This is a genomic window from Nocardioides ganghwensis (assembly GCF_014779655.1).
Classification (GTDB): domain Bacteria; phylum Actinomycetota; class Actinomycetes; order Propionibacteriales; family Nocardioidaceae; genus Nocardioides; species Nocardioides ganghwensis.
In genome coordinates this window covers 99799-124283 of record NZ_JACXYX010000008.1, presented here as the reverse complement: position 1 = coordinate 124283, position 24485 = coordinate 99799, and the positions used below count along the sequence as shown (strand labels likewise).

Sequence of the window (24485 nt, the reverse complement as noted above, 5' to 3'; positions counted from 1 at the left end):
GGACGCACGGGGAGAGGCAGGGGAGAGCGCATGGTCCAGCCACGGGCAGAGCGGCTGATGAACCTGCACATCCTGCTGCTCGGCGCGAAGCGCTTCATCGGCAAGGACGCGATCCGCGAGGCGTGCTATCCCGAGCACGCCCGCGGACCTGCGGGTGACGAGGCGTTCGAGCGCGCCTTCGAGCGCGACAAGGACGCGCTGCGCCAGATCGGCGCCGTGATCGAGGTCGGCAGCGCCGACGCGTTCTTCGACGACGAGATCGGCTACCGCATCCCCACCGAGCAGACCTCGCTGCCCGAGATCCGCTTCGAGTCCGACGAGGCCGCGGTGCTGGGCCTCGCCGCGCAGGTCTGGCAGCACGCCACGCTCGCGAAGGCGACGGGACGCGCGCTGGCCAAGCTCAAGGGCCAAGGGGTCGAGATCGACCCGTCCCGCCTGGAGGTCGTGGCTCCGGCGATCACCGCCGACGAGCCGGCCTTCGAGCCGCTCTGGGACGCCGTCGGCAAGCGGCGCCAGGTCAGCTTCCCCTACCAGCGGGCCGACGAGACGGCGCCCACCACCCGCCGGCTGCAACCGTGGGGGCTGGCCCGCTCGTCGGGACGCTGGTACGTCGTCGGCCTCGACGTCGACCGCGGGGCGGAGCGCGTCTTCCGCCTGTCCCGCATCGTCGGACCGGTGCGCGCCACGGGCCGCTCCGGGGCGTACGACGTGCCGCCCGGCACGGACGTGCGTGCCGTCGCCCGGCGGCTCTCGCCGTCGTTCCCGTCCGTACGCGCCCGGGTCCGGGTCCGCCAGGGCACCGGCATCGGCCTGCGGCGCAGGGCCGAGTCCGTCGCCCCGATCGCGGAGCGCCCCGGCTGGGACGCCGTCGTGGTCGAGGGCACCGTCCACGAGCTCTCCGACGAGGTCCTGACCTACGGCCCCGACGTCGTGGTCGAGGCTCCCGAGTCCCTGCGCGACGACGTGGTGGCCCGGCTGCGCGCCGTCGTCGCCGCGGCGGGGGAGGACCGATGACCAACCAGGCCGACACCGCCCCCGACCAGGTCGCTCGCCTGCTCGCGCTCGTGCCCTACCTCCTCGCGCGCGGGGAGGTGCGTCTCGACGACGCGGCGGCCCACTTCGACACCGACGCCGAGCAGATCGAGCGGGACCTCCGGCTGCTCTTCATGACGGGGCTCTCCCCGGGCCTGCCCGGCGACCTCATCGAGGTTGACCTCGATGCGCTGGAGGGCGACCGCGTCATCCGGGTCGACAACGCCGACTACCTCGCGCGCCCCGTACGCTTCTCGCCGGCCGAGGCGACGGCGCTGGTCGTGGCGCTCCGCACGATGGTCGACACCGCCCCGGCCGAGGCCCGCGAGGTCATCGCGCGCACGCTGGCCAAGCTCGAGGAGGCCGCCGGGCAGGACGGTGAGGAGCTCCTGCGCCTGCACGTGACTCCGACCCCGCTCGAGACCAGCGCCGTCGTGCCGGTGCTCGAGTCGGCGATCGCGCACGGCCACCAGGTCGAGATCACCTACCACGTCCCTTCGCGCGACCGGCAGTCGACGCGGGTCGTCGACCCGCGCGGACTGGCCCGGGTCGAGGACCTGCTCTACCTCGACGCCTGGTGCCACACGGCCGGTGGCGACCGCGCGTTCCGGGTGGACCGCATCCTCGCCGCCACGGAGCTGGACACCCCGGTCGCCGACCCCGGCGCCAGGGCCCGCGACCTCACGGGCGGGTGGTTCACCGACGCGGAGACCACCACGGTCACGCTCCGGCTCGCGCCGCCGGCGCGCTGGGTCGTCGAGTACTACCCGGTCACCGGCCAGCGTCCCGGCCCCGACGACACCGTCGACGTCGACCTCGAGGTGGCCAGCGAGGAGTGGGTGACCTCGCTCCTGCTGCGCCTGGCCCCGCACGCCACGCTGCTGGCGCCCGACGCGTACGCCGAGTCCTTCACGGCCGCCGCACGCGCGGCGCTCAGCCGCTACGACGACGACGGCGTAGACTCGTAGCGACCACCGAAGCACCGCCCACCCCAACCCCCAGGAATGACGGAGTGACGCCCATGTTCAATCCCATGATCGGCATGCCGCAGGGTCTCGAGTGGCTGGTGATCCTGGCGATCGTCGTGCTCGTGTTCGGTGCCGCCAAGCTCCCCGACCTCGCCCGCAGCTCGGGCCAGGCGCTGCGCATCTTCAAGACGGAGACCAAGGGCCTGCGCGACGAGGACGACGACCAGAAGACCCCGGAGCAGCGCGAGATCGAGACTCGGGAGCAGGCTGCCGGCGACGCCCGCAGCGACACCTCGGGCGAGGTGCTCCGCGAGCGTCGCGACGACACCACCGCCTGATCCGACAGCCGCGACGAGCGTGAGGATCGCCGGTCTCGTCGGCCTGTTCAAGGGGCCGTCGCCTGATGTCGTCGGCCCCGACGGACGGATGGCCCTCGCGGACCACTTCCGCGAGTTCCGCGCGCGACTGCTGCGCTGCCTGCTGGTGTTCGTGATCGCCCTGGCGGTCGCACTCGTCTTCCGGCACGCGCTGCTGGACCTCGTCTACGGTCCGTACGACGACGCGCGGGCCAAGCTGCCCGAGGGCACCACCACCGCCACGACCAGTGGTGCCGGGGCCGGCCTGCTGCTCTGGCTGACGCTGTGCGGCTTCGCGGCCGCGATCGTCACGGCGCCCTACTGGCTCTACCAGATCTGGGCCTTCGTGCTGCCCGGGCTCTACGCCCAGGAGCGGAAGATGAGCCGGATCTTCGTCGCCGTCGCCGGGCCGCTGTTCCTCGCCGGCATCGCCCTCGGCTACCTCACGCTGCCGGTCGCACTGGAGGTCCTGATCGGGTTCAACCCCGACGGGGTCACCAACCTCATCGACTTCAACGACTACCTGCAGTTCTTCACGCGGACCCTGTTCGTGTTCGGCCTGGCCTTCAACATCCCCGTGTTCGTCGTCCTGCTCAACTTCGCGGGCGTCGTCAAGGGCGCCTCGCTGAAGGCCTACCGGCCGTGGATCGTCATCGGCACCTTCATCTTCGCCGCCGTGGCCACGCCCTCGGCCGACCCCTTCACCATGACCCTCATGGCGGTGCCGATGGTGCTGCTGTTCTTCGCCTCCGAGGCGATCGCGCGGTTCAACGACCGGCGTCGAGCGCGGCGCAACCCCAACGCCGGCCTGAGCCCCGACGAGCTGTCCTCCATCTGAGCGCCTCCGCGCCTGACCGTCGACGCCGGTCTGACAGGGTGGACCCATGCAGGCTGCGATCATCGACGTCGATCCGTTCGACCTGCCTGAGTGGCTCGGCACCCACGACGTCGTCTGGCGGGCGGACGCCGGCCTGAGCACCGGCCACCTGGTGCGCGGACGCCTGACGGCCGACCCCGACGCCGACCTGACGATCGAGTGCGACCTCCTCGCCGTCGACGACGCCTATCCCGCCCCCGTCGTCGACGACGAGACCCGCCTGCGGGTCCACCAGGCGTGGCGGCACGGGCAGGTCGTGGTCGGTGAGCTCGACTCCCGCCTCGTCCTGGCGGTCCCGGGCACGCGGTTCGGCCCCGAGCTCGTCCTCGACGCGCTGGGACGTCTCGCCCGCGCGGTGGGCGCCCGTGCCGAGCGCTACGCCGCGCTGCTGCGGCTGGGCTGACCCGAACCGCCGAGGGCGGCCGGTCGCCGGGGCGCGGTCGGTGCCGGGGGATAGGGTCGCGCCATGCACCACCCGGCTGCGCCCGACCACCCTGTGCGTGGGCGAGAGATCGCACTGCTGACCAACCCGACGGCAGGCAGGGGCAAGGGGGCCCGGCACCGCGACGCGGCACTGCTGAGGCTCCGCGAGAGCGGGTTCGTGGTGCGCAACCTCGAGGGTCGCGACGCCGACGAGGCCGCCGACCTCGCCCGCGCCTGCGTCGCCGACGGCGTGGAGGCGCTGGTGGTGTGTGGCGGGGACGGCCTGGTCCACCTCGGCGTGCAGGCGGTCGCCGGCACCGGTGTGCCGCTCGGCCTCATCCCCAGCGGCACCGGCAACGACGTCGCCCGCTACCTCGGCCTCCCGCGCACCGACCCCGTCGCCGCCGCGGACCGCATCATCGCCTCGCGCCGGCGTACGATCGACCTCGCCCGCAGCGGCGACCGGTGGTTCGTCACGGTCCTCGCCGCCGGCTTCGACGCCATCGTCAACGAGCGCGCCAACGCGATGACCTGGCCGCGCGGCCAGATGCGCTACAACCTCGCCACGCTCGCCGAGCTGCGCACGTTCCGCCCCATCCACTACACCCTGCAGCTCGACAGCGGGTCCGGGTCCGAGACGATCGAGCACGAGGCGATGCTCGTCGCGGTCGGCAACGGCCCCTCGTTCGGCGGCGGCCTGCGGATCACCGAGGGCGCCCTGCTCGACGACGGTCTGCTCGACGTCGTGGTCATCACCCGGATGACCAAGCCCAAGCTGGTGCGCTCCTACCCACGGCTCTTCACCGGCCGCATCGACGGTGTCCAGGAGTACGTCCACCGGCGGGTGCGATCGGTGACGATCGCAGCGCCCGGCATCGTGGCGTACGCCGACGGCGAGCGCTTCGGCCCGCTGCCGCTCACCGTGGAGTGCGTCCCCGGAGCCCTGGAGGTGATCGCATGAGCAGCCCTGACGAGGAGCTGTCGCCGGCCGAGCGCTACGCGTCGTTCCAGCGCGACAAGCCCTACCCGATGCTCAAGGACTTCGCCGGGCTCTACGGCTTCGAGCTCGACGACTTCCAGGTCCGCGCCTGCCGCGAGATCGAGGACGGTCGCGGGGTCCTCGTCGCCGCTCCGACCGGCTCCGGCAAGACCATCGTCGGCGAGTTCGCCATCCACCTGGCGCTGCAGACCGGGCGCAAGGCGTTCTACACGACCCCGATCAAGGCGCTGTCCAACCAGAAGTACCACGACCTGGTGAGGCGCTACGGCGCCGACAACGTCGGCCTGCTCACCGGCGACAACGTCGTCAACGGCGAGGCCCCGGTGGTGGTGATGACCACCGAGGTGCTGCGCAACATGCTCTACGCCGGCTCCCGCACGCTTCTCGGCCTCGGCTACGTGGTGATGGACGAGGTCCACTACCTCGCCGACCGGATGCGCGGCGCGGTCTGGGAGGAGGTGATCATCCACCTGCCGGAGTCCGTCACGCTGGTGTCGCTGTCGGCGACGGTGTCCAACGCCGAGGAGTTCGGCGAGTGGCTGGCCACGGTGCGGGGGGAGACCACCACGATCCTCGAGGAGAAGCGTCCCGTCCCGCTGTTCCAGCACGTCATGGTGGGCCGGCGCCTGCTCGACCTCTTCGCCTCCTCCGACGTCGACGCGAGCGCGGGCTTCGTCAAGGAGGGAGCGCCGGTCAACGACGAGCTGACCCGCATCGCCCGCGACGACTGGGCCAGCTCGCGCCTGATGCGCGACCGGCGCTCGCCCCGCAAGGGCAAGCCGGGCTCGTCCAAGAACCCCCGCGCCGTCGGCAACGGGCGCCGCGTGTGGATCCCGAGCCGCGTCGAGGTCGTCGACCGCCTCGACCGCGAGGGCCTCCTGCCCGCCATCGTCTTCATCTTCAGCCGGGCCGGCTGCGACGCCGCGGTCACCCAGCTCGTCCAGGCCAACACCCGCCTGACCACGGCCGCCGAGCGCGACGAGATCTTCGCCCGCGTCGAGGAGGCCTCGCGGACGCTGCCCGAGGAGGACCTGCACGTCCTCGGCTACCACGAGTTCCTCGACGGGCTCACCCGCGGCATCGCCGCCCACCACGCCGGCCTGCTCCCGGCGTTCAAGCAGGTGGTCGAGGAGCTCTTCCAGGAGGGGCTGGTCAAGGTCGTCTTCGCCACCGAGACCCTCGCGCTCGGCATCAACATGCCCGCCCGCACGGTCGTCATCGAGAAGCTGTCGAAGTGGAACGGCGAGACCCATGCCGACCTGACGCCGGGGGAGTACACCCAGCTGACCGGTCGGGCCGGACGCCGCGGCCTCGACATCGAGGGCCACGGCGTCGTGCTCTACCAGCCCGGGATGAACCCCCGCGAGGTCGCCGGCCTCGCCTCGACGCGCACCTATCCGCTCCGCTCGTCCTTCCGGCCGTCCTACAACATGGCCGTCAACCTCGTGCACCAGTTCGGCCGGGCCCGCTCGCGCGAGCTGCTGGAGCAGTCCTTCGCCCAGTTCCAGGCCGACAAGGCCGTCGTCGGGCTCGCCCGCCAGGTGCACAAGGCCGAGGAGGCGCTCGAGGGCTACCGGGAGGCGGCGACGTGCCACGTCGGCGACTTCATGGAGTACGCCGACCTGCGGCGCCGCATCTCCGACCTGGAGAAGGGCGCCGCGCGCGAGCGACGCCAGGACCGGCGGGGCGAGGCCGCCGCCTCCCTGGGCAGGCTGCGTCCGGGCGACGTCATCCTGGTGCCGGCGGGGAAGTTCAGCGGCCTCGCCGTGGTCATCGACCCGGGCACGTCGGGCGACGAGCCGCGGCCCTACGTCGTCACCGCGGACCGCCAGGCGCGCCGCCTCGCGATGATGGACTTCCCGGTCCCCGTCGAGTCGATCGGACGGCTGCGGATCCCCAAGTCGTTCAACGGCCGCAACCCCGGGCAGAGGCGCGAGCTCGCCAACGCCCTCCGGTCGCGGGCCGACTCGTTCGACGCGCCCGACCCCCGGCGCACGAAGCAGCGGGAGTCCTTCAGCGACAGCCCCATCGACCGCGAGATCGGACGGCTCCGCGCCGACCTCAAGGCCCACCCCTGCCACCAGTGCCCCGAGCGCGAGGACCACGCCCGCTGGGCCGAGCGCTACTTCAAGCTCCAGCGCGACACCGAGACGCTCAAGCGGCGCGTCGAGAACCGCACCAACACGGTGGCGCGCACCTTCGACCGGGTCTGTGACGTGCTCACCGCGCTCGACTACCTCGAGGGCGACACGGTCACCGAGAAGGGCTCGCACCTGCGGCGCATCTACACCGACATGGACCTCGTCGCCGCCGAGGCGATCCGGGCCGGGCTCTTCGACGAGCTGGCGCCCTCGGAGCTCGCGGCCGTGCTCTCCGCGCTCGTCTTCGAGGCGCGGCGCGCCGACGACGCGTCGTCACCCAAGATGCCGGGCGGCCGGGTCCGCCCGGTGCTGGGCGAGCTGGTCCGGCTGTGGGGGCAGCTCGACGCACTCGAGCACGACCACAAGCTCGACTTCCTCCGCGAGCCCGACCTCGGGTTCGCCTGGGCGGCCTGGCGGTGGGCCGAGGGCGACGACCTCGACGACGTCCTGATGGTCACCGGGCTCTCCGCCGGCGACTTCGTCCGCTGGATGAAGCAGCTGCTCGACCTGTGCGGCCAGGTGGCGGACGCGGCCGGGGACAGGGAGCTGCGCGACACCGCGCGCACCACGGCCAGGCTGCTCAAGCGCGGCGTGATCGCCTACTCCGTCCTCGCGGACTGACCGCCGAGCGAGTCGACGACGGTGAGGCCGGGACGCCGCGCGCGGATCCACTCCGCGGCCTCGGCGGCGGTGCGTCCCACGCCGGTGAGCTCCAGCCACACCATCCGCACGTCCGCGGGTGATCGGTCGAGGATCCCGGTCCGCTGGTCCGCTCGCGACGGAGTGCCCTCTACCCGGTCGGGTGCGAGCGGCACGAGCTCGACGTACGCGCGGAAGGAGTCGGGCACCCGCCCGGCCGTCGGGGGCCGGCTCACCACGACGGCAGCGCACTCGGTCCATGCCAGGTACGCGCCATCCAGGTTGCCGAACGGGTGACGCACCCGCGCGCCCAGGTCGTCGAGCACGAGCGTGGGGATCCCGCTGCGGAACAGCCGCAGCCGCCGCAGGCCCCGTCGCACCCAGCTCGCGCCGGCGTACAGGCACCATGCGCTCAGCAGGACAGCGATCACCAGGAGCTCCACGGCACGCTCCCACCGCGCCCAGACGATCCAGCTCGCCACGACGGTGCCGGCCGACCAGGCCACCGCGACGGCCTCCTGCACGAACTGCCGCCACCAGCCGGCACGCAGCACCAGCTCGCTCGAGAAGGTGCCCGGGTCGTCCACGCGGCCATGATCACGCACGTCGCGCACCCGCGCAGCGGAACCCATGTGGAAGGCTCTCGGCATGGCCACCGGTGACCGCCTCCTGCTGCTCGACACCGCATCGCTCTACTTCCGGGCGTTCTTCGGCGTCCCCGACTCGGTGAAGGCCCCGGACGGCACTCCGGTCAACGCGGTGCGCGGGTTGATGGACTTCATCAGCCGCCTGGTGGGGGAGTACGACCCCACCCATCTGGCCTGCTGCTGGGACGACGACTGGCGACCGCAGTGGCGCGTCGACCTGATCCCGTCCTACAAGGCGCACCGGGTGGTCCGGGAGGTGCCCGGTCCACGGCCCGACGTCGAGGAGGTGCCCGACCCCCTCGAGGCGCAGGTGCCGGTGATCCTGTCGGTGCTGGAGGCCTACGGCATCCCGGTCGTGGGCCATCCCGAGATGGAGGCCGACGACGTCATCGGCACCCTCGCGACCGACGCCGGGATGCCGGTCGACATCGTCACCGGGGACCGCGACCTGTTCCAGCTCGTCGACGACGACGCCTCGGTGCGGGTGCTCTACGTCGCTCGGGGCGTGAGCAGGCACGAGCGCGTCGACAACGCCTGGGTGCGGGGAAAGTACGGCGTCGACGCCGGCCAGTACGCCGATCTCGCGACGCTGCGCGGCGACGCCTCGGACGGCCTGCCGGGCGTCGCCGGGGTGGGCGACAAGACGGCGGCGACCCTGCTCAACCGGTTCGGCACGATCGACGCGATCGTCGAGGCCGCGCAGGACCCCGACTCCGACATGGGCCCGGGGCCTCGCGGCAAGATCAAGGCCGCGTCCGACTACCTTGCTGTCGCTCCCCGCGTGGTCGCCGTGCGCCGCGACCTCGACCTCGGGTCGCCCGACCTCGCCCGCCCGCGCACGCCCGCGGACCACGACGCGGTGGTGGCGCTGGACGAGCGCTGGGGACTCGGCTCGTCCGCCGTGAGACTCGTGCAGGCACTGTCCGGCTCGGACTAGGGTGCGTCCTGTGAGCTCTTCCGAGGTCGAGTCCAAGGACCGGCAGATCCTGTCCCTGCTGGCAGCCGACGGCCGGATGTCCTTCACCGACCTCGGCAAGGCCACCGACCTGTCGACCTCGGCGGTGCACCAGCGGGTCAAGCGGCTCGAGCAGCGCGGCCTGATCAAGGGCTACGGCGCCACCGTCGACCACGACCAGCTCGGCCGGCCGCTGACGGCGTTCATCTCGATCACGCCGATCGACCCCTCCCAGCCCGACGACTACCCCGAGCGGCTCGTCGGCATCAGGGAGATCGAGTCCTGCTGGTCGGTGGCCGGCGAGGAGTCCTACATCCTCAAGATCCGCGTCGCGACGCCCCTCGCGCTCGAAGAGCTGCTCGCCCGCATCCGCGGCGTGGCCAGCGTCTCCACGCGCACCACGATCGTGCTCTCGACGCCCTACGAGAACCGTCCCATCGACTGAACAGGATGCCCGACCGTCGCACAGTGCTCCTCGACGCCGCCCTCGAGCTCGTCGGCACGCAGGGGATGCGCGGGCTGACCCACCGCGCGGTGGACGCCGCCGCCGATCTTCCTCCAGGCTCCACGTCCAACTACTTCCGCACGCGCGAGGCACTCATCCTCGGCATCGTCGAGCGCTTCATCGCCCGTGAGCGCGCGATGGCCACCGGCCCGCGTGACGAGGTCGACCCGACGCCGGAGGGGGTGGCTGCGGCCTTCGGCCGGTTCGTCGACCGAGCCCTCGGTCCCGACCGTCCCGTGACCCTCGCCCGCTACGCGATCCTGGTCGAGACCGCCCAGAACCCGGGCCTGCGGGAGGGGATGGCCGTTGGCGCCGACCAGGTCGACACCTGGACCCTGGACCTCGTCACGCGTGCCGGGTCCCAGCACCCCGAGCGCGACCTGGGGGTCCTGGCCAACTACGTCACCGGGCTCGTCCTGCACGAGCTCGCTCTCCCGTCGCCCGACCTCGATGCCGCCGCCCGGATCCGCGCCGTGATCGACACGCTCGGGTGGGGGACTCCCGACCCTTGACGGCGGAGCACTACGGCGTAGTTTCGGTGGATGGACCTTCGGACCCGGCTCCTCGACGCGGCTGTCGAGGTCGTCGCCGACCAGGGCGTCACCGGGTTGACCCATGACGCCGTGGACTCCGCCGCCCGCGTGTCGGCGGGCTCCACCCTCGCGACCTTCCCCTCGCGCCGGGCACTCGTCGAGGGCGTCACCGAGCGCTGCATCGAGCGCGAGCTGGAGATGGCAGTCGGTCCCCGCCGTGAGGTCGCTCCGTCCCCCGACGGGATCGCGTCGATGTTCGGCCACTTCGTGGGCCGCGCGCTCGGCGAGGACCGCGCGGTCACCCTGGCCCGTTACGTGCTCCACGCCGAGGCCGCCAGGACGCCGTCGCTGCGGGCGTTCTACGCAGTCGGGGCGGACACGGTGGACACCTGGGCGGTGGACCTCGTGCGCCGCGCCGGCTCGCACCAGCCCGAGCGGGACTTCGGGATCATGGCGAACTACGTGACCGGCCTCGTCTTCCACGAGCTCGCCCTCCCCACGCCCGGGCTCGATGCCGCCGGTCGGGTCCGTGCCCTCATCGCCGCCCTCCGCTGGACCCCGCCATGACCGGGACGAACGTGCTGCCCACGCTGACGCGCACGCACCGCGAGGGCTTCATCGACACCCTCGAGTCGCTCGGCCCGGACGCGTGGGCCGCCCCGTCGCTGTGCGCGGGCTGGCGCGTGGTGGACGTGGCCGCGCACCTCGCGTGGGCCCCGGTGCTGAGCGCAGGCGCCGGTGCCGTCGCGATGGTCCGCCACGGGTTCTCGATGAACCGGATGATCGCCCGGTCCGCCGTCGACTGGTCGTCCCGGGGACGCGAGGCGATCCTCGACCAGCTGCGGGACAACGCGCGCACCGGAGCCCGCCCGGTCGGGATGCCCCCCGTCGCCGCCCTCGCCGACGCCGTCGTGCACGGGCTCGACGTACGCCGCCCGCTGGGCCTGCCGGGGCACGTGCCGTCGGAGTCCCTGGCGCCCCTGGCCGACTTCACGCTCGGCACGCCCTGGCCGATGAACGCCGTCGTGGGCGGCAGCGCCCGGCGCCGCGTCGCGGGCGTACGGCTCGTGGCCACCGACGTCGCGTGGTCGTACGGGCACGGTCCGGAGGTGCGCGGCTCCGCCGAGGCGTTGCTCCTGCTGCTGTACGGCCGCCGGCCCGAGCCCGGCGAGCTGACCGGGCCGGGGGTCGACACCCTCGCCGCCCGGCTCGGTGCCCCCTGACCCGCCTGACCGCCTGACCCGGGGGCCGCTCCAGCCTCCTCGCAGAGTCCCCGCTCGAGCGGGGAGTCCGCCACTTCGAGGGGTATACAACGCCCACCAAGTGTCGGACTACCCCGACAGGACGGCCCTCACCGCTGCGGGCTGCGACTGTCCAGCGCCTTCATGATCCGACGCGCCAGGACGCCGGGGCGCTGCAGGTCGGCCCACGTGATGCGGATGCTGATCCACCCCTTCTGCAGGCAGATCTGCTCCTCCCGCCGCTTCTCCCGCATGAGGTAGTCCGCGAGCGACTCACCCGGCCGGCGGTGCTGCTCGTACTTGATCCGACCGTCGAACTCGAGGAACACCCCGAGGTCCTCCCACAGGAAGTCGACGATCCCCAGCAGGTTGCCGCGGTCGTCGAGCACGCGCACCTGCGGCTCAGGCCGCGGGATCCGCTGCTCGAAGAACAGGTGCCGCGTGCGCGCCTCCGCGACGTTGGTGAGCCGACCATCCGCACGAGCCAGGACGAGTCTCGTGCCGAGGCTGCCGGGCCAGTGGCGCGCCGCCGCTGCCGCGTCGTGCAGCTCTGCGACCGTCGCGAGCTCGCGGTGCAGCACTCCGCACGCCGCCACCAATCCGGCCTCGGAGCCGTACACGGTCGCCACCTCGATGGCCGCGCGTGCCGGGTGCACGACCGGTACTCCGTCGTGGACACCCCACCACTGGGGATCGAGGGCCGCGCGGTGGTGCACCACGCCGGCCTCCCGCCGTCCTGCTCGTCCGTCCGTACGGGTCAGGTGCGTCTCGTCCAGCCCGACGCCCCACAACGGGACGCCGTGCTCGGCCAGGCTGCTCTGGTGCGACAGCACGGCAGACTCGTGAGCCGTACGGAGCACCGCTCGTGCACGCGCACGCATCATGTCGACCCCGTCGACCTCGTGGAGCAGCTCGGCCCGGGCGTACGCGCCGTAGCGCAACCTGGTCAGCACGCCGGCCTTCACCTGCGCGCGGATGTCGCGATCGGTGAACCCGTCTGCGATGAGCTCGCGGCGCAGCAGGACGTCGGTGGGGGACAGCTGGAACTCGGCCATGCACTGCTGGTGCCCTCGACCACCCACCGCCGAAACGGGTACCGGCCGCGGCTGTGGAGAACGGCGTACTGGGTGGGGGAGTCCGACACCTGGAGGGCGTTGTACACCCCTCGAAGTGGCGGACTCCCCGCTCGAGCGGGGAGTCCCCGGACGGCGGGACCCCGAAATCCAGGCCCGGCCCGCGGCTCAGTACGCCTGGAGGGCCGCCGTACGGCGCGAGGCCTCGGCCATCTCGGCCGCCTTGAGGGAGGTCTCGTCGAGGCGGCCGTGCTCCTCCCACCACTGCTGGCCCGACTCGGGCAGCGTGTGGATCGGGTCGTAGTACTCGTAGTGGCGCGACAGCGCCTCGGCGTCGTCACCCTCGATGGACGTGCGGTAGTTCTTCGTCCAGTAGGAGATGCCGTGCTCGGTGTCGTAGTCGGCGTTCTGGTGCACCCAGCGCTTGCCGACGAACGGCACGTCGCACACGATGCGCGGCGTCGCGAAGCCCGGCAGGTAGCCCATGATGTGGTGCTGCAGGCGCTGCGCGTCGGCCAGCGAGACCCGCCAGTGCTCCGAGAACGGGATCATGTCGCACATGTAGAAGTAGTAGGGCATGATCTGCGCGCCGTCGAGCAGGCGGAAGCACAGGTCGAGCAGCGCGTGCGGGTCGGCGTTGACGCCGTTGAGCAGGACGCCCTGGTTGCGTACGTCGCGCAGGCCGGCGTCGAGCATCGCGCGGGAGGCCTCGGCGACGATCGGGGTCACGGAGTTCGCGTGGTTGGCATGGGTGTGCATCGCCAGCGAGACACCACGCGATCGGGCCACGGCGGCGACCCGGCCCACGCCCTCGACCACGTCGGGCTGCAGCCAGTGCTGCGGGAGGCCGATGAGTGCCTTCGTCGCGAGCCGGATGTCGCGGATGTTCTCGACCTCCAGCACCGACATGAGGAACGCCTCGAGGCGGGGCCACGGCATGTTGGCCACGTCGCCGCCCGAGACCACCACGTCGCGCACCGACGGGGTGCGGCGGAGGTAGTCGAGCATGTCGCCGAGCCGGTCGTTGGGCTTCCCGGCGAACTTGAGCTTGTCGATCACCGGCGTCGAGTTGCCGACCAGGTCCATGCGGGTGCAGTGGCCGCAGTACTGCGGGCACGTCGGCAGCAGCTCGGCGAGGACCTTCGTGGGGTAGCGGTGGGTGAGGCCCTCCGTGGCCCACATGTCGTGCTCGTGCAGCGAGTCGCGCGCCGCGTGGGGGTGCGAGGGCCAGTCGGTGCGCCGGTCGCTGAACACGGGGACCATGTAGTGGCGCACCGGGTCGGCGTAGAACGCCTCGGTCATCGAGCCGGCGCCGGCGGGCTCGAAGGCAGGCACCATCGTGTTCATCATCTGCGGCGGCACGAGCATCGACATCGTGGCGCGCTCGGCCTGGTCGCGCTCGAGGTCGGCGTAGAAGCGCTCGTCGAGCAGGTCGCCCATCAGCTCGCGGAGCTGCTTGACGTTCTTGATGCAGTGCGCGCGCTGCCACTGGACCGAGGCCCAGTCGGCGGCGCTCACGTCGGCCCACCCGGGGAAACGGGTCCAGTCGGGCTCGACGAGCTCGACCCGCTCGTAGGGGTAGGGCTGTCCTGTGGCGAGGGCCAGGTCCAGCGGGCTGGCGGTCTCGATGCTCATGGGGTCTCCTGGAAGCGGGGTCGAGCGGCCGTGCGGCGCGCCGGTTGTGTGTGCGGCGACACATCTGGAACAGTACGCGGAGAACGTGCGGCCAGTCCAATGACGCGCCGCAAGATTTGCGGCGCAGCGGCGCTGAACGAAAAGGATGACCTGAATGACACCCCCCGCGGACCTCCAGTCGGACCAGCGGACCGGGTTGCCCGCCGGTGACCCGACCGGCCTGCACCGCGTCCTCGACGAGGCTGCCGTGCTGCCGCAGGCCGCCCAGCGGCTCGACACCCGCGCCGAGCTGTGGCCCGACGAGGTCCGGGTGCGCGTCGAGCGGCTCAACCTCGACGCGGCCTCCTTCCGCCAGCTCGAGCGCAAGCACACCAAGTACGGCGAGACCGACGCCGACGCCGTACGCGCCGAGGTCCTCGACATCGTCGCCACGCGCGGCAAGATGCAGAACCCCGAGACGGGATCGGGCGGCATGCTCGTCGGCACCGTCGAGGAGGTCGGCCCCGAGTCGCCCCTCGGCCTGTCGGTGGGGGACCGGGTCGCGACCCTCGTCAGCCTGACCCTGACCCCGCTCGTCATCGAGGACGGCCTCGCCCGGTGGGACGGTCACAGCGAGCAGGTGCCCTGCGACGGCTACGCCGTGCTCTTCGGCCGCTCGATCGCGGCCGTCATCCCCGACGACCTCGACCCCGCCCTCTCGCTCAGCGTGATGGACGTCTGCGGCGCCCCGGCGCTGACCCGCCGCGTCGTGGAGGAGTACGCCGCCCGCGGGCACGCACCCGTCATCGCCGTCGTCGGCGGGGCGGGCAAGTCCGGCTCGCTCAGCCTCGCGGCCGCCCGCGCCGCCGGTGCGGCGCGCACCATCGGTGTCGTGCCCCACCAGGACGAGCACGACCTCCTCACCCGGGCCGGCGTCGCGGACGTCGTCGCGATCGCCGACGCCCGCGACCCCATCGCCCTGCGCGACGCGGTCACCGCTGCCGGCGGCCCGGCCGACGTCACGGTCGTCTGCGTGGACGTGCCCGGCTGCGAGGGCGGCGCGATCCTGGCGACGGCGGAGGGCGGCACGGTGATCTTCTTCTCGATGGCCACCAGCTTCAGCGCCGCCGCGCTCGGTGCGGAGGGCCTGGCCGCCGACGTCCGGATGCTCGTCGGCAACGGCTACGTCCCCGGGCACGCGGCGTACGCGATGGAGCTGCTGCGCGCCGACGCCGGCGTCCGCGCCCTGTTCGAGCGGAGGCTCTGATGGCCGTGGGGAAGGCCAGCCAGCTCGGCATCGACAAGGCTGACGTACGCCGCGCGCGCACGCTCGCGCGCCAGGTCGGCAAGCCCATCGTCGACCTCGCCCAGCGCCACACGACCGTCTCGGTCGAGCGGGCGACGCTGCGCCTGGCCGGCCTCGGCGGTGCCGACCCCGACGGCACGCCGTGGGTCAACCGCCTGGCCGACGTCGTCCGCGCCGACGTGGGCCTCGAGCACGGCGTGACCCTCCCCGTCTGGGACGCGCTGGTCCGTGGCGAGGGCGACGACCTGCTGGCGCTCGCGCAGAAGGCCGCCGCCGGATCGGTGACCTTCCGGGTCCCCGAGGGCAGGGACGCCACCCGCGCCCGCGCCGCCTCCCGCAAGGCCGTGGCCGCCGGCATCAAGCGGATCGACCGCCAGCGCGTCGCCCGCGAGAGGATGATCGCCAAGGTCGGTGACGCGCCGAGCAAGCCCTGGATCTACCTCATCGTCGCCACCGGCGACATCCACGAGGACATCCCGCAGGCCCAGGCCGCGGCCCGCGAGGGCGCCGACGTGATCGCGGTGATCCGCTCGACCGGGCAGTCGCTGCTGGACTTCGTGCCCGAGGGCGCCACGCGCGAGGGCTTCGCAGGCACGTACGCCACCCAGGAGAACTTCCGCCTGATGCGCGCCGCCCTCGACGAGACGTCGAGGGAGCTCGGCCGCTACGTCCGGCTCACCAACTACGCCTCCGGGCTCTGCATGCCCGAGATCGCGACCCTTGCCGGCCTCGAGCGTCTCGACATGATGCTCAACGACTCGATGTACGGGATCCTCTTCCGCGACATCAACCCGATCCGCACCTTCGTCGACCAGCGCTTCAGCCGGCAGATCCACGCACGCGCCGGGATCATCATCAACACCGGCGAGGACAACTACCTCACCACCGCCGACGCGGTCGAGGCGGCGCACACCGTCACGACGAGCCAGCTGCTCAACGAGTACTTCGCCAAGGAGGCCGGGCTCGAGGACTGGCAGCTCGGGCTCGGGCACGCCTTCGAGATCGACCCGGAGGTCCCCGACTCGTTCCGCCTCGAGCTCGCCCACGCGATGCTCGCGCGCGAGCTGTTCCCCGACGCACCGCTGAAGTGGATGCCGCCCACGCGGCACATGACCGGCGACATCTTCAAGGGCTATCTCCTCGACGGCTTCTTCAACCTCGTCGGGGCCATGACCGGCCAGGGCATCCTGCTGGTCGGGATGATGACCGAGGCCGTCGTGACCCCGTGGATCTCCGACCGCGACCTGGCCCTGCAGAACGTCCGCTACGTCATGAACGCCGCCGGCAACCTGCACGAGGACTTCCACCCCTCGCCCGACGGCTTCATCGCGAGGCGTGCGCGCGAGGTGCTCGGCGAGGCCGTCGACCTGCTCCAGGAGATCAAGGACGACACCGACGCCGCCGGCGACCCGCCGCTGCTGGCCGCGATCGCCGACGGCACGTTCGGCCTGATGAAGCGCCCCGCCGACAAGGGCAAGGGCCTCGACGGCGTGGCCCGCAAGGCGGGCGACTACTACAACCCCGCGACCGAGATCCTGGAGGGTTCGTGACCCTGATCCGCCCCTACGGCGACACCACCGGCGACGGCATGGTGCAGCTCTCGTTCACGCTCCCGATCGAGCACTCCAAGGTGGCCGAGGGCGCCGCGGTGCAGCTCGCCAACAAGATGGGCATGGACCCGGCGCTCGTCGTGCACGCCAAGCCGATGGGGGAGGGCTTCACCTTCTTCGTCGTCTACGGCCGGGTCAACCACCTCGTCGACCCCAGCACCGTCGAGGTGGTCGAGCGCGACTACCCGCTGCTGACGCCCAAGGAGGCGAACGCCGCGATCAAGCGCTCGCTGCGCCGCCGACTCACGGTGGTGGGGGCCTGCATCGGTACCGACGCCCACACGGTCGGCATCGACGCGATCCTCAACATCAAGGGCTTCGCGGGGGAGAAGGGCCTCGAGTACTACCGCGAGCTCAAGGTCGTGAACCTCGGCGCCCAGGTCTCGGTCCCCCAGCTCGTCGAGGCAGCCCGCGAGGAGAGGGCCGACGCGGTCCTCGTCTCGCAGGTCGTCACCCAGCGCGACGCGCACCTGCTCAACACCCGCGAGATGTCCGCGGCCTTCCGCGAGGCGTACCCGGCCGCCACGCGACCCCTGCTGGTCGTCGGCGGGCCGCGCTTCGACGAGACCATGGCCGAGGAGCTCGGCGTGGACCGCGTCTTCAGCCGCGGCACCACGCCCGGCGAGGTGGCGTCCTTCATCGTCCACCGGCTCACCCAGGAGAAGGCCTCATGACCGGCACCCAACCGTCCGGGGGCCGCGTCGGCACCGTCGTCACCCACCGCCGCTACGTGCCCTACTCCCACGCCCACTACGCCGGCAACCTGGTCGACGGGGCCTACAGCCTCGGCCTCTTCGGGGACGTGGCGACCGAGATGTGCATCCTCCTCGACGGCGACGAGGGCCTCTTCGCGTCCTACTCCGACGTCCAGTTCAGGGCCCCGGTGCGGGCCGGTGACATCGTGGAGATCACCGCGACCCTCGCCCGCGAGGGCACCCGGAGCAGGGTGATGGACTTCGAGGTCCGCGTCGTCGGACGGGGTGCGCCAACAGCCGACGCCCCCGGCGCCGCGGAGGTCCTCGACCCGCCGATCGTGGCCACCACCGCCACCGGCACCGTGGTCGTGCCACCGCGTCCCTGAGACCCGGACGCCCTGCCCTCGGCGTGTCCCGCTGCGACACGCCGCGACCGCCGAGATTTGTCTGACGAGTTTCTCCGCGAGCGCAGTCCGTTGACCTGCGAAAACGCACGTTTGCGCAGGTCAGACGCGTGTTGACACTCCCGGAGCCGGGAGGGATCGTTCCCCAGTCCGCCTGTGCAGCTCGCGGGTGGCACCTTCGGCAGAGGGGAGACGAGCGTGGGGTACGCGAAGCCAGCGATTCCCACCGTCCGCCGACCCGTCGACGGTGCCCCGCGGGGGCTGGATGCGGGAGGAACCTCGGGGCCTTAGACAACTTCGCGTGCTCGTCAGCCAGTCGGGCGCGCGTTGGTCCGAAGCCCCCTCGTTCCTCCCGCACCGCTGCAGGCGCCCGACCCCGCCTGCCGGGTCGTCGGCTACGGTCTGTCCGTGCCGCTGCGCTGCCTCCTCGCCCTCGTCGGCGGCCTCGTGCTCGCAGCGGCCTTCGAGCCGGTCGGGCACGCGTGGGTGATGCCGCCGGCGATCGCCGCACTCGTGCTCTCCGTACGCGGCCTGGCGCCGCGGCGGGCGTGGCTCCCCAGCCTGCTGTTCGGGATCGGGTTCATCTACGCGGTCATGGTCTGGATGCGGGCCGTCGGCACCGACGCGTGGCTGGCGATGTGCGCCATGGAGTCCGCGTTCTTCGTCCCGCTGGGGATCGGGCTCGCCTGGAGCATGCGCGTGCGCGCGTGGCCGGTGCTCGCCGCGCTGTGGTGGGTCGGCATCGAGACCTGGCGGAGCGGCTTCCCGTTCAGCGGCATGCCCTTCGGTCGCCTCGTGTTCGCCACCGCCGACACCCCGTGGGCCGACACCGTCCCGTGGATCGGGATGACCGGCACCAGCTTCCTCGTCGCGCTGACCGGCACCATGCTGGCCTGGCTGCTGCTCGAGGTGCGCTCACCCACGCGCACGGCGTACGCCGCCGTCGCCGGGCTCGTCGTCGTCACGCTCGGCCCCGCGCTGGTGTCGTACCCGCTCGAGCGCACCGGCACCGCGACCATCGCTGCGGTGCAGGGCGACGTCCCCGGCACCGGTCTCAACGTGCCGGCCGTGCACCGCGAGGTCACCGCCAACCACGTGCGGCTCACCCGCGAGCTGGCCGACGCGGTCGAGGCGGGGGAGCAGCAACGACCGGACTTCGTGGTGTGGCCGGAGAACTCCACCGCCGTGGACCCCTTCCTCGACACCGAGATCAACGGCGGCATCGTCGCCGCGTCGGACGCGATCGGGGTGCCGATCCTCGTCGGCGGCACCAACAGCAACCCGCTCGACGACACCCAGGTGCTCAACCAGGGCATCGTCTACCAGCCGGGCCTCGGCAGCGGGGACCGCTACACCAAGCGCAACCCGGTGCCCTACGGCGAGTACATCCCCTTCCGCGGGACCAGCTGGATGCCCTCGACCTACGGCCGGCTGACCGAGGTGCCGCGTGACATGGTCCGCGGCACCAGCCTGGAGCCGATCCGCGTCGGCGGGCACCTCGTGGCCGACGCCATCTGCTTCGACGTGGCCTACGACGACGGCCTGGCCGGGCAGGTCGCCCGCGGCGCCGAGCTCGTGACCGTGCAGACCAGCAACGCGATGTTCAGCCGCACCGGCCAGCTCGGGCAGCAGTTCGAGATCAGCCGGCTGCGGGCGCTGGAGACCGGGCGGTGGGTCGTGGTCGCGGCGATCAACGGCGTCTCGGGGGTCGTGCGCCCGGACGGCACCGTGGTCGCCTCGGCGCCCGCGCGCACCCAGGAGGTGCTGGTGGAGACCGTGGGCCTGAGCACCACGACCACCCCCGCCGTACGCCTCGGGGTCTGGCCCGCGCGACTCACGCTGATCTTCCTCGTCCTGCACACCACGGCCGTCGCCGTCACCTATCGTCGTCGCCGGTCGGGCAACCGCCCTGACCACCCATCCCTCCACCCCGTGGAGTCCCTGGAGCGAGGTACGCCCGCGTGAGTGTCGACGGACTCGGCCGCTGCGTCATGGTCATCCCGACCTACAACGAGGCGGACAACCTCGCGTGGATCGTCGCTCGGCTGCGCCAGGCCCAGCCAGGCGTCGACGTGCTGGTCGTGGACGACAACAGCCCGGACGGCACCGGCGGGCTCGCCGACGACCTCGCGGCCGCCGACCCCGCGATCAGCGTCGTGCACCGCACGGAGAAGGCCGGGCTCGGTGCGGCCTACCTCCACGGCTTCGACGTCGCGCTGCGCTCGGGGTACGACGTCATCGGGGAGATGGACGCCGACGGCTCGCACCAGCCCGAGCAGCTCGGGCGCCTTCTCGAGGCGCTGCAGGACGCCGACCTGGTCATCGGCTCGCGCTACGTCCCGGGCGGATCGGTGGTCAACTGGCCGCTCCAGCGCCTGCTGCTCTCGCGGGGCGGCAACCTGTACGTCCGGCTGCTGCTCGGGATCCGGGTGAAGGACGCGACGGCCGGCTACCGCCTGTTCCGCCGCACGACGCTGGAGGCGATCGACCTTGGCTCGGTGAGGTCTACTGGATACGTGTTCCAGACCGACCTCGCCTATCGCACCCTCGGCCGCGGTCTCCGGATCGCCGAGGTGCCGATCGACTTCGTCGAGCGTGAGCGCGGCGACTCCAAGATGAGCGGCCAGGTGGCCAGCGAGTCGCTGCGGAGGATCACCCGGTGGGGTCTGTCGGAGCGGCGCGCCCAGCTGCGGCGGCGCTGGAGCCGGGCATGACCCACCCGGCCGCACCACGTACGGGGCCACGCCGCAGGCGGTGGCTGCGGCCGGTGCTGGCCGTGGCGTTCGTGGTGGTGCCACTGGTCGAGATCTGGGTGATCCTCCAGGTGGGACAGCTGGTCGGACCCTGGTGGACGATCGCGCTCCTCGTGCTCGACAGCATGGTCGGGGCGTGGCTCATCAAGCGCGAGGGCGGCCGCGCGTGGCAGGCGCTGCGCGCCGCCCTGCAGAACGGCCGGATGCCCGCCCGCGAGATCGCGGACGGAGCGCTCATCCTGATCGGCGGCACGCTCATGCTGAGCCCGGGCTTCGTCCTCGACGTCGCCGGCATCCTGCTGATCCTACCGTTCACGCGCCCGGTGGCCCGGCGGCTGCTCACCACGGTCGTCGAGCGTCGTCTCGTGGCAGGGCCCGGCCTCGGCGGGCCCTTCGGTCCCGGGTTCGGGACCGGCTTCGGGCACCCCGGAGGTCCGTCCGGGGGCCCATCCGGAAATGACGGACGCCCCGGCCCCGGGCCCGGAGGCCCGGTGGTCCGGGGCGACGTCGTCGAGTGACGCGCCTCAGCTGACCTCTCGGCTCAGCTGACACGCTTCTTCTTGTTGGCGCGGTGCAGGTGCGCGGGACCGATCTCGCCGCCGCGCAGCAGCTCGAGGCGCTCCTTGAGGATGTCCTCGAGCTCCTTCTCCGAGCGCCGCTCCAGGAGCATGTCCCAGTGCGTACGGGCCGGCTTCTCGACCTTCTCCTCGGGCAGGATCCCCGCGGTGCTCAGGGCCTCGGCGCCGCAGCGCGGGCACTCCCACACGGCCGGGATGTCGGCCTCGACCGACATCGTGACCTCGAAGTCGTGCCCCTGCTTGCACCGGTAACCGACCTGCTGGCGAGCTGCGAACTCGATGCCGCGCTCGTCCTCGAAACTCTGGCCGCCGAGCCTCGCGCCACGCAGTGTGCGCTCCGCCACAGTGCCCACCTCCATTGGGTTGCTGACACCCGTTGTATTTTGTCGGGTCCTTTCCAGTACGACGAGCCAGACCGTGGTCCGTGACGCCGCTCGTGGCGACGCGGCTCGGCCGTACCGAAACTTCTACAGCCTTCAACGGTAGCGGGGTTGTCACAATTCCGCGGATTCGTGGGCGCAGGAACCACGCTCAGGCGAGACGAACTTCACCCCCAGGGGTGGAGCTCGCCTCGCGGACGACCCCGGGCAGGGGGCACACGGTCCTCAGATCACCGCTGGTACGTCGTTGCCGGCGTCGCGGATTCCCTTGGCCGTGTCGACCCGCATCAGCAGGAGTCCCCCGACGACGAAGAAGATGATCAGGGCGAAGATGGCCGGTCGGTAGGAGCCCGTGAACGTGTAGACCAGGCCGAAGACCAGGGTGCCGAACCACGACGTACCTCGCTCCATGGCGTGGTAGAAGCTGAAGAACTCGGCCTCCTTGCCGCGGGGGATCAGCAGCGAGAAGTAGGACCGGGCCAGCGCCTGGGTGCCGCCGAGCACCAGGCCGATCGCGGCGCCGAGGAGCAGGAGCGGGACCAGGGACTTCTCCGGGATGAACAGCCCGGCCGTCACGATGAGCATCCAGATCCCGAGCCCCCCGAGGATCGTGTTCTTGGCCCCGCGGGTCGCGGCGATGCGCCCGAAGAGCAGGGCACCGCCGACGGCGACGAACTGCACGAGGAGGTAGACGCCGAGCATGGTGCCCTGGGGGAATCCGAGCTCCTCGACGCCGTAGACGGACGCCTGGCTGATCACCGTCTGGATGCCGTCGTTGAAGAACAGGTACGCGAGCAGGAAGGTCAGTGCCACGGGGTAGTTGCGCAGCTCCTTCAGCGTGATCCAGAGCTGGCCGAAGCTGCGCTGCAGCACCCCGCCCTCGACCTGCTCCACGTCCACCGGCTGGTGGTTCTGCAGGCCACGGAAGGGGATGAAGGTGAAGGCCGCCCACCACACGGCCGCCGACAGGAGCGAGATGCGCACCGCCATGCCCTCGGTCAGGCCGAAGGTGTCGTGGAAGCTCACCAGGACGAAGTTGAGGGCCAGGAGCAGGCCACCACCCGCATAGCCGTAGGCCCAGCCCCGGGAGGAGACGCGGTCGCGGTCGGACTCGGTCGAGATGATCGGCAGGATCGAGTCGTTGACGACGGCCGAGGCCGCGAAGCACAGGTTGGCCAGGATGAAGGTGATCGCGCCGAACTGCCAGTTGTCGCCCGTCATGAAGAAGAGCAGGCCTGCGAAGAACGCGCCGCTCCAGGCGAAGCCCGCCAGCAGGTCCTTCTTGCGCGACGTGCGGTCGGCGACCGCGCCGAGGACCGGCAGGATGAGCGCCGAGACCAGGGTCGAGAAGGTGATGACGTACGCCGGGAGCGCACCCGGCGCGACGGACAGGCCCAGCACCGACACGCGGTCGCCGACCGCGGCCTCCTCGGCGATCGCGATGAGGTAGGGACCGAAGAGCACACCCGAGACCGTCGTCGCGAACGCGCTGTTCGCCCAGTCGTAGAAGTACCAGGCTCGTTGCTCCTTGGCCTGCGCCAGGGGCTTCACGTTGGCGATCCCGCCGCCTGTCTCGCTCATGCCTGTTCCTCCACGGGGCCGTTCCACTGTCCGCGGGCGCGGAGCACGTCCCTGAGTATGTCCGTGCGATCGGTCATGATGCCGTCGACACCACGGTCGAGGAGGGTGTTCATCTCGATCGGGTCGTCGACCGTCCACACGTGCACCTGCACGCCTGCCGCACGCGCGCGCCGTACGAGCCCCGCGGAGGCCACGAGCAGGCGGCCCTGGCGGTGCGGGACCTGCAGGGCCACCGGGCGTCCGCCGGTGAGCCACCGGGCCAGACGAGCGCTGGGGGAGAGGACGAACGCGGCGACCTCGAGCGGGTGTGCGGACGTCGCGACCCGTCCCCGGGTGCGCCGGCGGAACGCCGCCATCCGCCGGGCGGAGAACGACCCGACCAGCAGCCGGTCCCACGCGTCGCGCTCCTCGACGAAGGCGGCGAGTGCCTCGACCGCCCCGGCCGACTTGAGGTCGATGTTGAAGCGGGCGTGCGGGAACGCGTCGAAGAGCTGGGCCAGCGTCGGCACCCGCTCACGACCACCGATCAGCGCCTGCTGCACCTCGGCGTACGTCGTGTCGCTGATCTGGCCGGTGCGGTCGGTGACCCGGTCGAGGACCGTGTCGTGGAAGGCGAGCAGGACCCCGTCACTGGTGACGTGGACGTCGGTCTCGAGGTAGGTGTAGCCGAGCTCCACGGCGTGGGCGAACGCGGCCAGCGTGTTCTCCAGGCCCTCGATGTCGGGGTGGTACGCCCCGCCGCGGTGGGCGAACGCCAGGGGACGGGGCGCGTCGAGGTAGGCCGATCTGGACGGGGCCGGTGAGTTCACGCGAGAAGTATGGGGTGCAGCGGTACCGTCGGAGGATGGAGAGCATGACGTGTCCCCGATGTGGCGTCGAGATGGATGAGAAGACCCTCGGCGAGGCGACGGTCAACCAGTGCCCCGAGGGGCACGGAGTGTTCCTGGCGCGCGCCGACCTGGGCCTGCTGATCGAGGCGGAGAACGACTGGCACCGCAACGCCGGCCAGCACACGGCCCCGCTGCCGCGGATCACCGCCGACATGACGGCCCCGCCCAACGTCGGCAAGGTGTCGCGGGCGTGGGTGGAGACGCTGTTCGGTTGAGCAGTCGACCGCGAGGAACGAGCGGACGACGTCGCTCGACCAGGTCGGGTGACACCGCGCCACCGGGAC

26 protein-coding genes are annotated in these 24485 nt (G+C 71.9%); 20 read left to right on the top strand and 6 right to left on the bottom strand.

Going from position 1 to position 24485, the window contains the following annotated elements; translation table 11 throughout:
• Positions 1 to 30 precede the first annotated feature (30 nt).
• The 7 genes from IEZ24_RS11465 (at position 31) to IEZ24_RS11435 (ending at position 7418) form a co-directional block, all read left to right on the top strand.
• Positions 31 to 1014 (top strand): helix-turn-helix transcriptional regulator, encoded by a 984-nt coding sequence (locus IEZ24_RS11465; protein WP_129453984.1) that lies wholly within the window; start codon positions 31 to 33, stop codon positions 1012 to 1014.
• Positions 1011 to 2000, top strand: a complete 990-nt coding sequence (locus IEZ24_RS11460; protein ID WP_129453985.1) for a helix-turn-helix transcriptional regulator — start codon at positions 1011 to 1013, stop codon at positions 1998 to 2000. The genes IEZ24_RS11465 and IEZ24_RS11460 overlap by 4 nt, the downstream gene beginning before the upstream one ends.
• A 53-nt stretch (positions 2001 to 2053) precedes the next feature.
• Positions 2054 to 2338 (top strand): Sec-independent protein translocase subunit TatA, encoded by a 285-nt coding sequence (locus tag IEZ24_RS22350; RefSeq protein WP_129453986.1) that lies wholly within the window; start codon positions 2054 to 2056, stop codon positions 2336 to 2338.
• 19 nt (positions 2339 to 2357) lie between these two features.
• On the top strand, positions 2358 to 3194 hold the full coding sequence (gene tatC / locus IEZ24_RS11450) for a twin-arginine translocase subunit TatC (RefSeq protein WP_242498406.1): 837 nt from the start codon (positions 2358 to 2360) through the stop codon (positions 3192 to 3194).
• A gap of 46 nt (positions 3195 to 3240) precedes the next feature.
• Entirely contained in the window at positions 3241 to 3636 is a 396-nt protein-coding gene (locus IEZ24_RS11445) for a hypothetical protein (protein WP_129453987.1), read from the top strand.
• A gap of 63 nt (positions 3637 to 3699) precedes the next feature.
• A complete protein-coding gene (locus tag IEZ24_RS11440) occupies positions 3700 to 4617 on the top strand; it encodes a YegS/Rv2252/BmrU family lipid kinase (protein WP_129453988.1) in 918 nt (305 codons plus the stop codon).
• Positions 4614 to 7418 carry a DEAD/DEAH box helicase gene (locus IEZ24_RS11435; RefSeq protein ID WP_129453989.1) on the top strand — a complete coding sequence of 935 codons (2805 nt, stop codon included), beginning with the start codon at positions 4614 to 4616 and terminating at the stop codon, positions 7416 to 7418. Before IEZ24_RS11440 ends, IEZ24_RS11435 begins: the two co-directional genes overlap by 4 nt.
• Here IEZ24_RS11435 and IEZ24_RS11430 read toward each other — a convergent pair.
• Complete coding sequence (locus tag IEZ24_RS11430; protein ID WP_129453990.1) at positions 7397 to 8023, bottom strand: hypothetical protein; 627 nt, start codon at positions 8021 to 8023, stop codon at positions 7397 to 7399. The genes IEZ24_RS11435 and IEZ24_RS11430 overlap by 22 nt on opposite strands.
• A gap of 61 nt (positions 8024 to 8084) precedes the next feature.
• Here IEZ24_RS11430 and IEZ24_RS11425 point away from each other — a divergent pair, with 61 nt between their 5' ends.
• The 5 genes from IEZ24_RS11425 to IEZ24_RS11405 are packed head-to-tail and all read left to right on the top strand — an operon-like array spanning position 8085 to position 11299.
• On the top strand, positions 8085 to 9020 hold the full coding sequence (locus tag IEZ24_RS11425) for a 5'-3' exonuclease (RefSeq protein ID WP_129453991.1): 936 nt from the start codon (positions 8085 to 8087) through the stop codon (positions 9018 to 9020).
• Positions 9021 to 9030: 10 nt separating this feature from the next.
• Positions 9031 to 9483, top strand: coding sequence for an Lrp/AsnC family transcriptional regulator (locus tag IEZ24_RS11420; protein WP_129453992.1), 453 nt, complete (start codon positions 9031 to 9033; stop codon positions 9481 to 9483).
• Positions 9484 to 9488: 5 nt separating this feature from the next.
• Positions 9489 to 10055: a TetR/AcrR family transcriptional regulator gene (locus IEZ24_RS11415; protein ID WP_129453993.1), complete on the top strand. Its 567-nt coding sequence runs from the start codon at positions 9489 to 9491 to the stop codon at positions 10053 to 10055.
• Positions 10056 to 10085: 30 nt separating this feature from the next.
• On the top strand, positions 10086 to 10643 hold the full coding sequence (locus tag IEZ24_RS11410; protein ID WP_129453994.1) for a TetR/AcrR family transcriptional regulator: 558 nt from the start codon (positions 10086 to 10088) through the stop codon (positions 10641 to 10643).
• Positions 10640 to 11299, top strand: coding sequence for a maleylpyruvate isomerase family mycothiol-dependent enzyme (locus IEZ24_RS11405; RefSeq protein WP_129453995.1), 660 nt, complete (start codon positions 10640 to 10642; stop codon positions 11297 to 11299). Before IEZ24_RS11410 ends, IEZ24_RS11405 begins: the two co-directional genes overlap by 4 nt.
• 128 nt (positions 11300 to 11427) lie before the next feature.
• Here IEZ24_RS11405 and IEZ24_RS11400 read toward each other — a convergent pair whose 3' ends face one another.
• A complete protein-coding gene (locus IEZ24_RS11400; RefSeq protein ID WP_129453996.1) occupies positions 11428 to 12372 on the bottom strand; it encodes a hypothetical protein in 945 nt (314 codons plus the stop codon).
• Positions 12373 to 12558: 186 nt separating this feature from the next.
• Positions 12559 to 14025, bottom strand: coding sequence for a KamA family radical SAM protein (locus IEZ24_RS11395; RefSeq protein ID WP_129453997.1), 1467 nt, complete (start codon positions 14023 to 14025; stop codon positions 12559 to 12561).
• A gap of 154 nt (positions 14026 to 14179) precedes the next feature.
• Between IEZ24_RS11395 and kdd the strand changes: the two genes are divergently transcribed.
• The 7 genes from kdd (at position 14180) to IEZ24_RS11360 (ending at position 21290) form a co-directional block, all read left to right on the top strand.
• Positions 14180 to 15271, top strand: a complete 1092-nt coding sequence (kdd, locus tag IEZ24_RS11390; protein ID WP_129453998.1) for an L-erythro-3,5-diaminohexanoate dehydrogenase — start codon at positions 14180 to 14182, stop codon at positions 15269 to 15271.
• A complete protein-coding gene (kamD, locus tag IEZ24_RS11385; RefSeq protein WP_129453999.1) occupies positions 15271 to 16860 on the top strand; it encodes a lysine 5,6-aminomutase subunit alpha in 1590 nt (529 codons plus the stop codon). The genes kdd and kamD overlap by 1 nt, the downstream gene beginning before the upstream one ends.
• A complete protein-coding gene (gene kamE, locus IEZ24_RS11380) occupies positions 16857 to 17594 on the top strand; it encodes a lysine 5,6-aminomutase subunit beta (RefSeq protein WP_129454000.1) in 738 nt (245 codons plus the stop codon). The genes kamD and kamE overlap by 4 nt, the downstream gene beginning before the upstream one ends.
• Entirely contained in the window at positions 17591 to 18001 is a 411-nt protein-coding gene (gene kal, locus IEZ24_RS11375) for a 3-aminobutyryl-CoA ammonia lyase (RefSeq protein ID WP_129454001.1), read from the top strand. The genes kamE and kal overlap by 4 nt, the downstream gene beginning before the upstream one ends.
• 426 nt (positions 18002 to 18427) lie before the next feature.
• Entirely contained in the window at positions 18428 to 19984 is a 1557-nt protein-coding gene (gene lnt / locus IEZ24_RS11370) for an apolipoprotein N-acyltransferase (protein WP_129454002.1), read from the top strand.
• A 26-nt stretch (positions 19985 to 20010) separates the two neighbouring features.
• Complete coding sequence (locus IEZ24_RS11365) at positions 20011 to 20733, top strand: polyprenol monophosphomannose synthase (protein ID WP_129454088.1); 723 nt, start codon at positions 20011 to 20013, stop codon at positions 20731 to 20733.
• Positions 20730 to 21290 (top strand): FxsA family protein, encoded by a 561-nt coding sequence (locus IEZ24_RS11360; RefSeq protein ID WP_129454003.1) that lies wholly within the window; start codon positions 20730 to 20732, stop codon positions 21288 to 21290. Before IEZ24_RS11365 ends, IEZ24_RS11360 begins: the two co-directional genes overlap by 4 nt.
• A 23-nt stretch (positions 21291 to 21313) precedes the next feature.
• On the opposite strand, the gene IEZ24_RS11355 is transcribed toward IEZ24_RS11360, so the two are convergent.
• The 3 genes from IEZ24_RS11355 to IEZ24_RS11345 all read right to left on the bottom strand — a co-directional run bounded on the left by IEZ24_RS11355 (position 21314) and on the right by IEZ24_RS11345 (position 24120).
• Positions 21314 to 21694 (bottom strand): RNA polymerase-binding protein RbpA, encoded by a 381-nt coding sequence (locus IEZ24_RS11355; RefSeq protein WP_129454004.1) that lies wholly within the window; start codon positions 21692 to 21694, stop codon positions 21314 to 21316.
• A 261-nt stretch (positions 21695 to 21955) separates the two neighbouring features.
• Positions 21956 to 23311: an MFS transporter gene (locus tag IEZ24_RS11350; RefSeq protein WP_129454005.1), complete on the bottom strand. Its 1356-nt coding sequence runs from the start codon at positions 23309 to 23311 to the stop codon at positions 21956 to 21958.
• On the bottom strand, positions 23308 to 24120 hold the full coding sequence (locus IEZ24_RS11345; protein WP_129454006.1) for a glycerophosphodiester phosphodiesterase family protein: 813 nt from the start codon (positions 24118 to 24120) through the stop codon (positions 23308 to 23310). Before IEZ24_RS11345 ends, IEZ24_RS11350 begins: the two co-directional genes overlap by 4 nt.
• Positions 24121 to 24164: 44 nt before the next feature.
• Between IEZ24_RS11345 and IEZ24_RS11340 the strand changes: the two genes are divergently transcribed.
• Positions 24165 to 24416 carry a TFIIB-type zinc ribbon-containing protein gene (locus tag IEZ24_RS11340; RefSeq protein WP_165356003.1) on the top strand — a complete coding sequence of 84 codons (252 nt, stop codon included), beginning with the start codon at positions 24165 to 24167 and terminating at the stop codon, positions 24414 to 24416.
• The last annotated feature ends 69 nt before the right edge of the window (positions 24417 to 24485 follow it).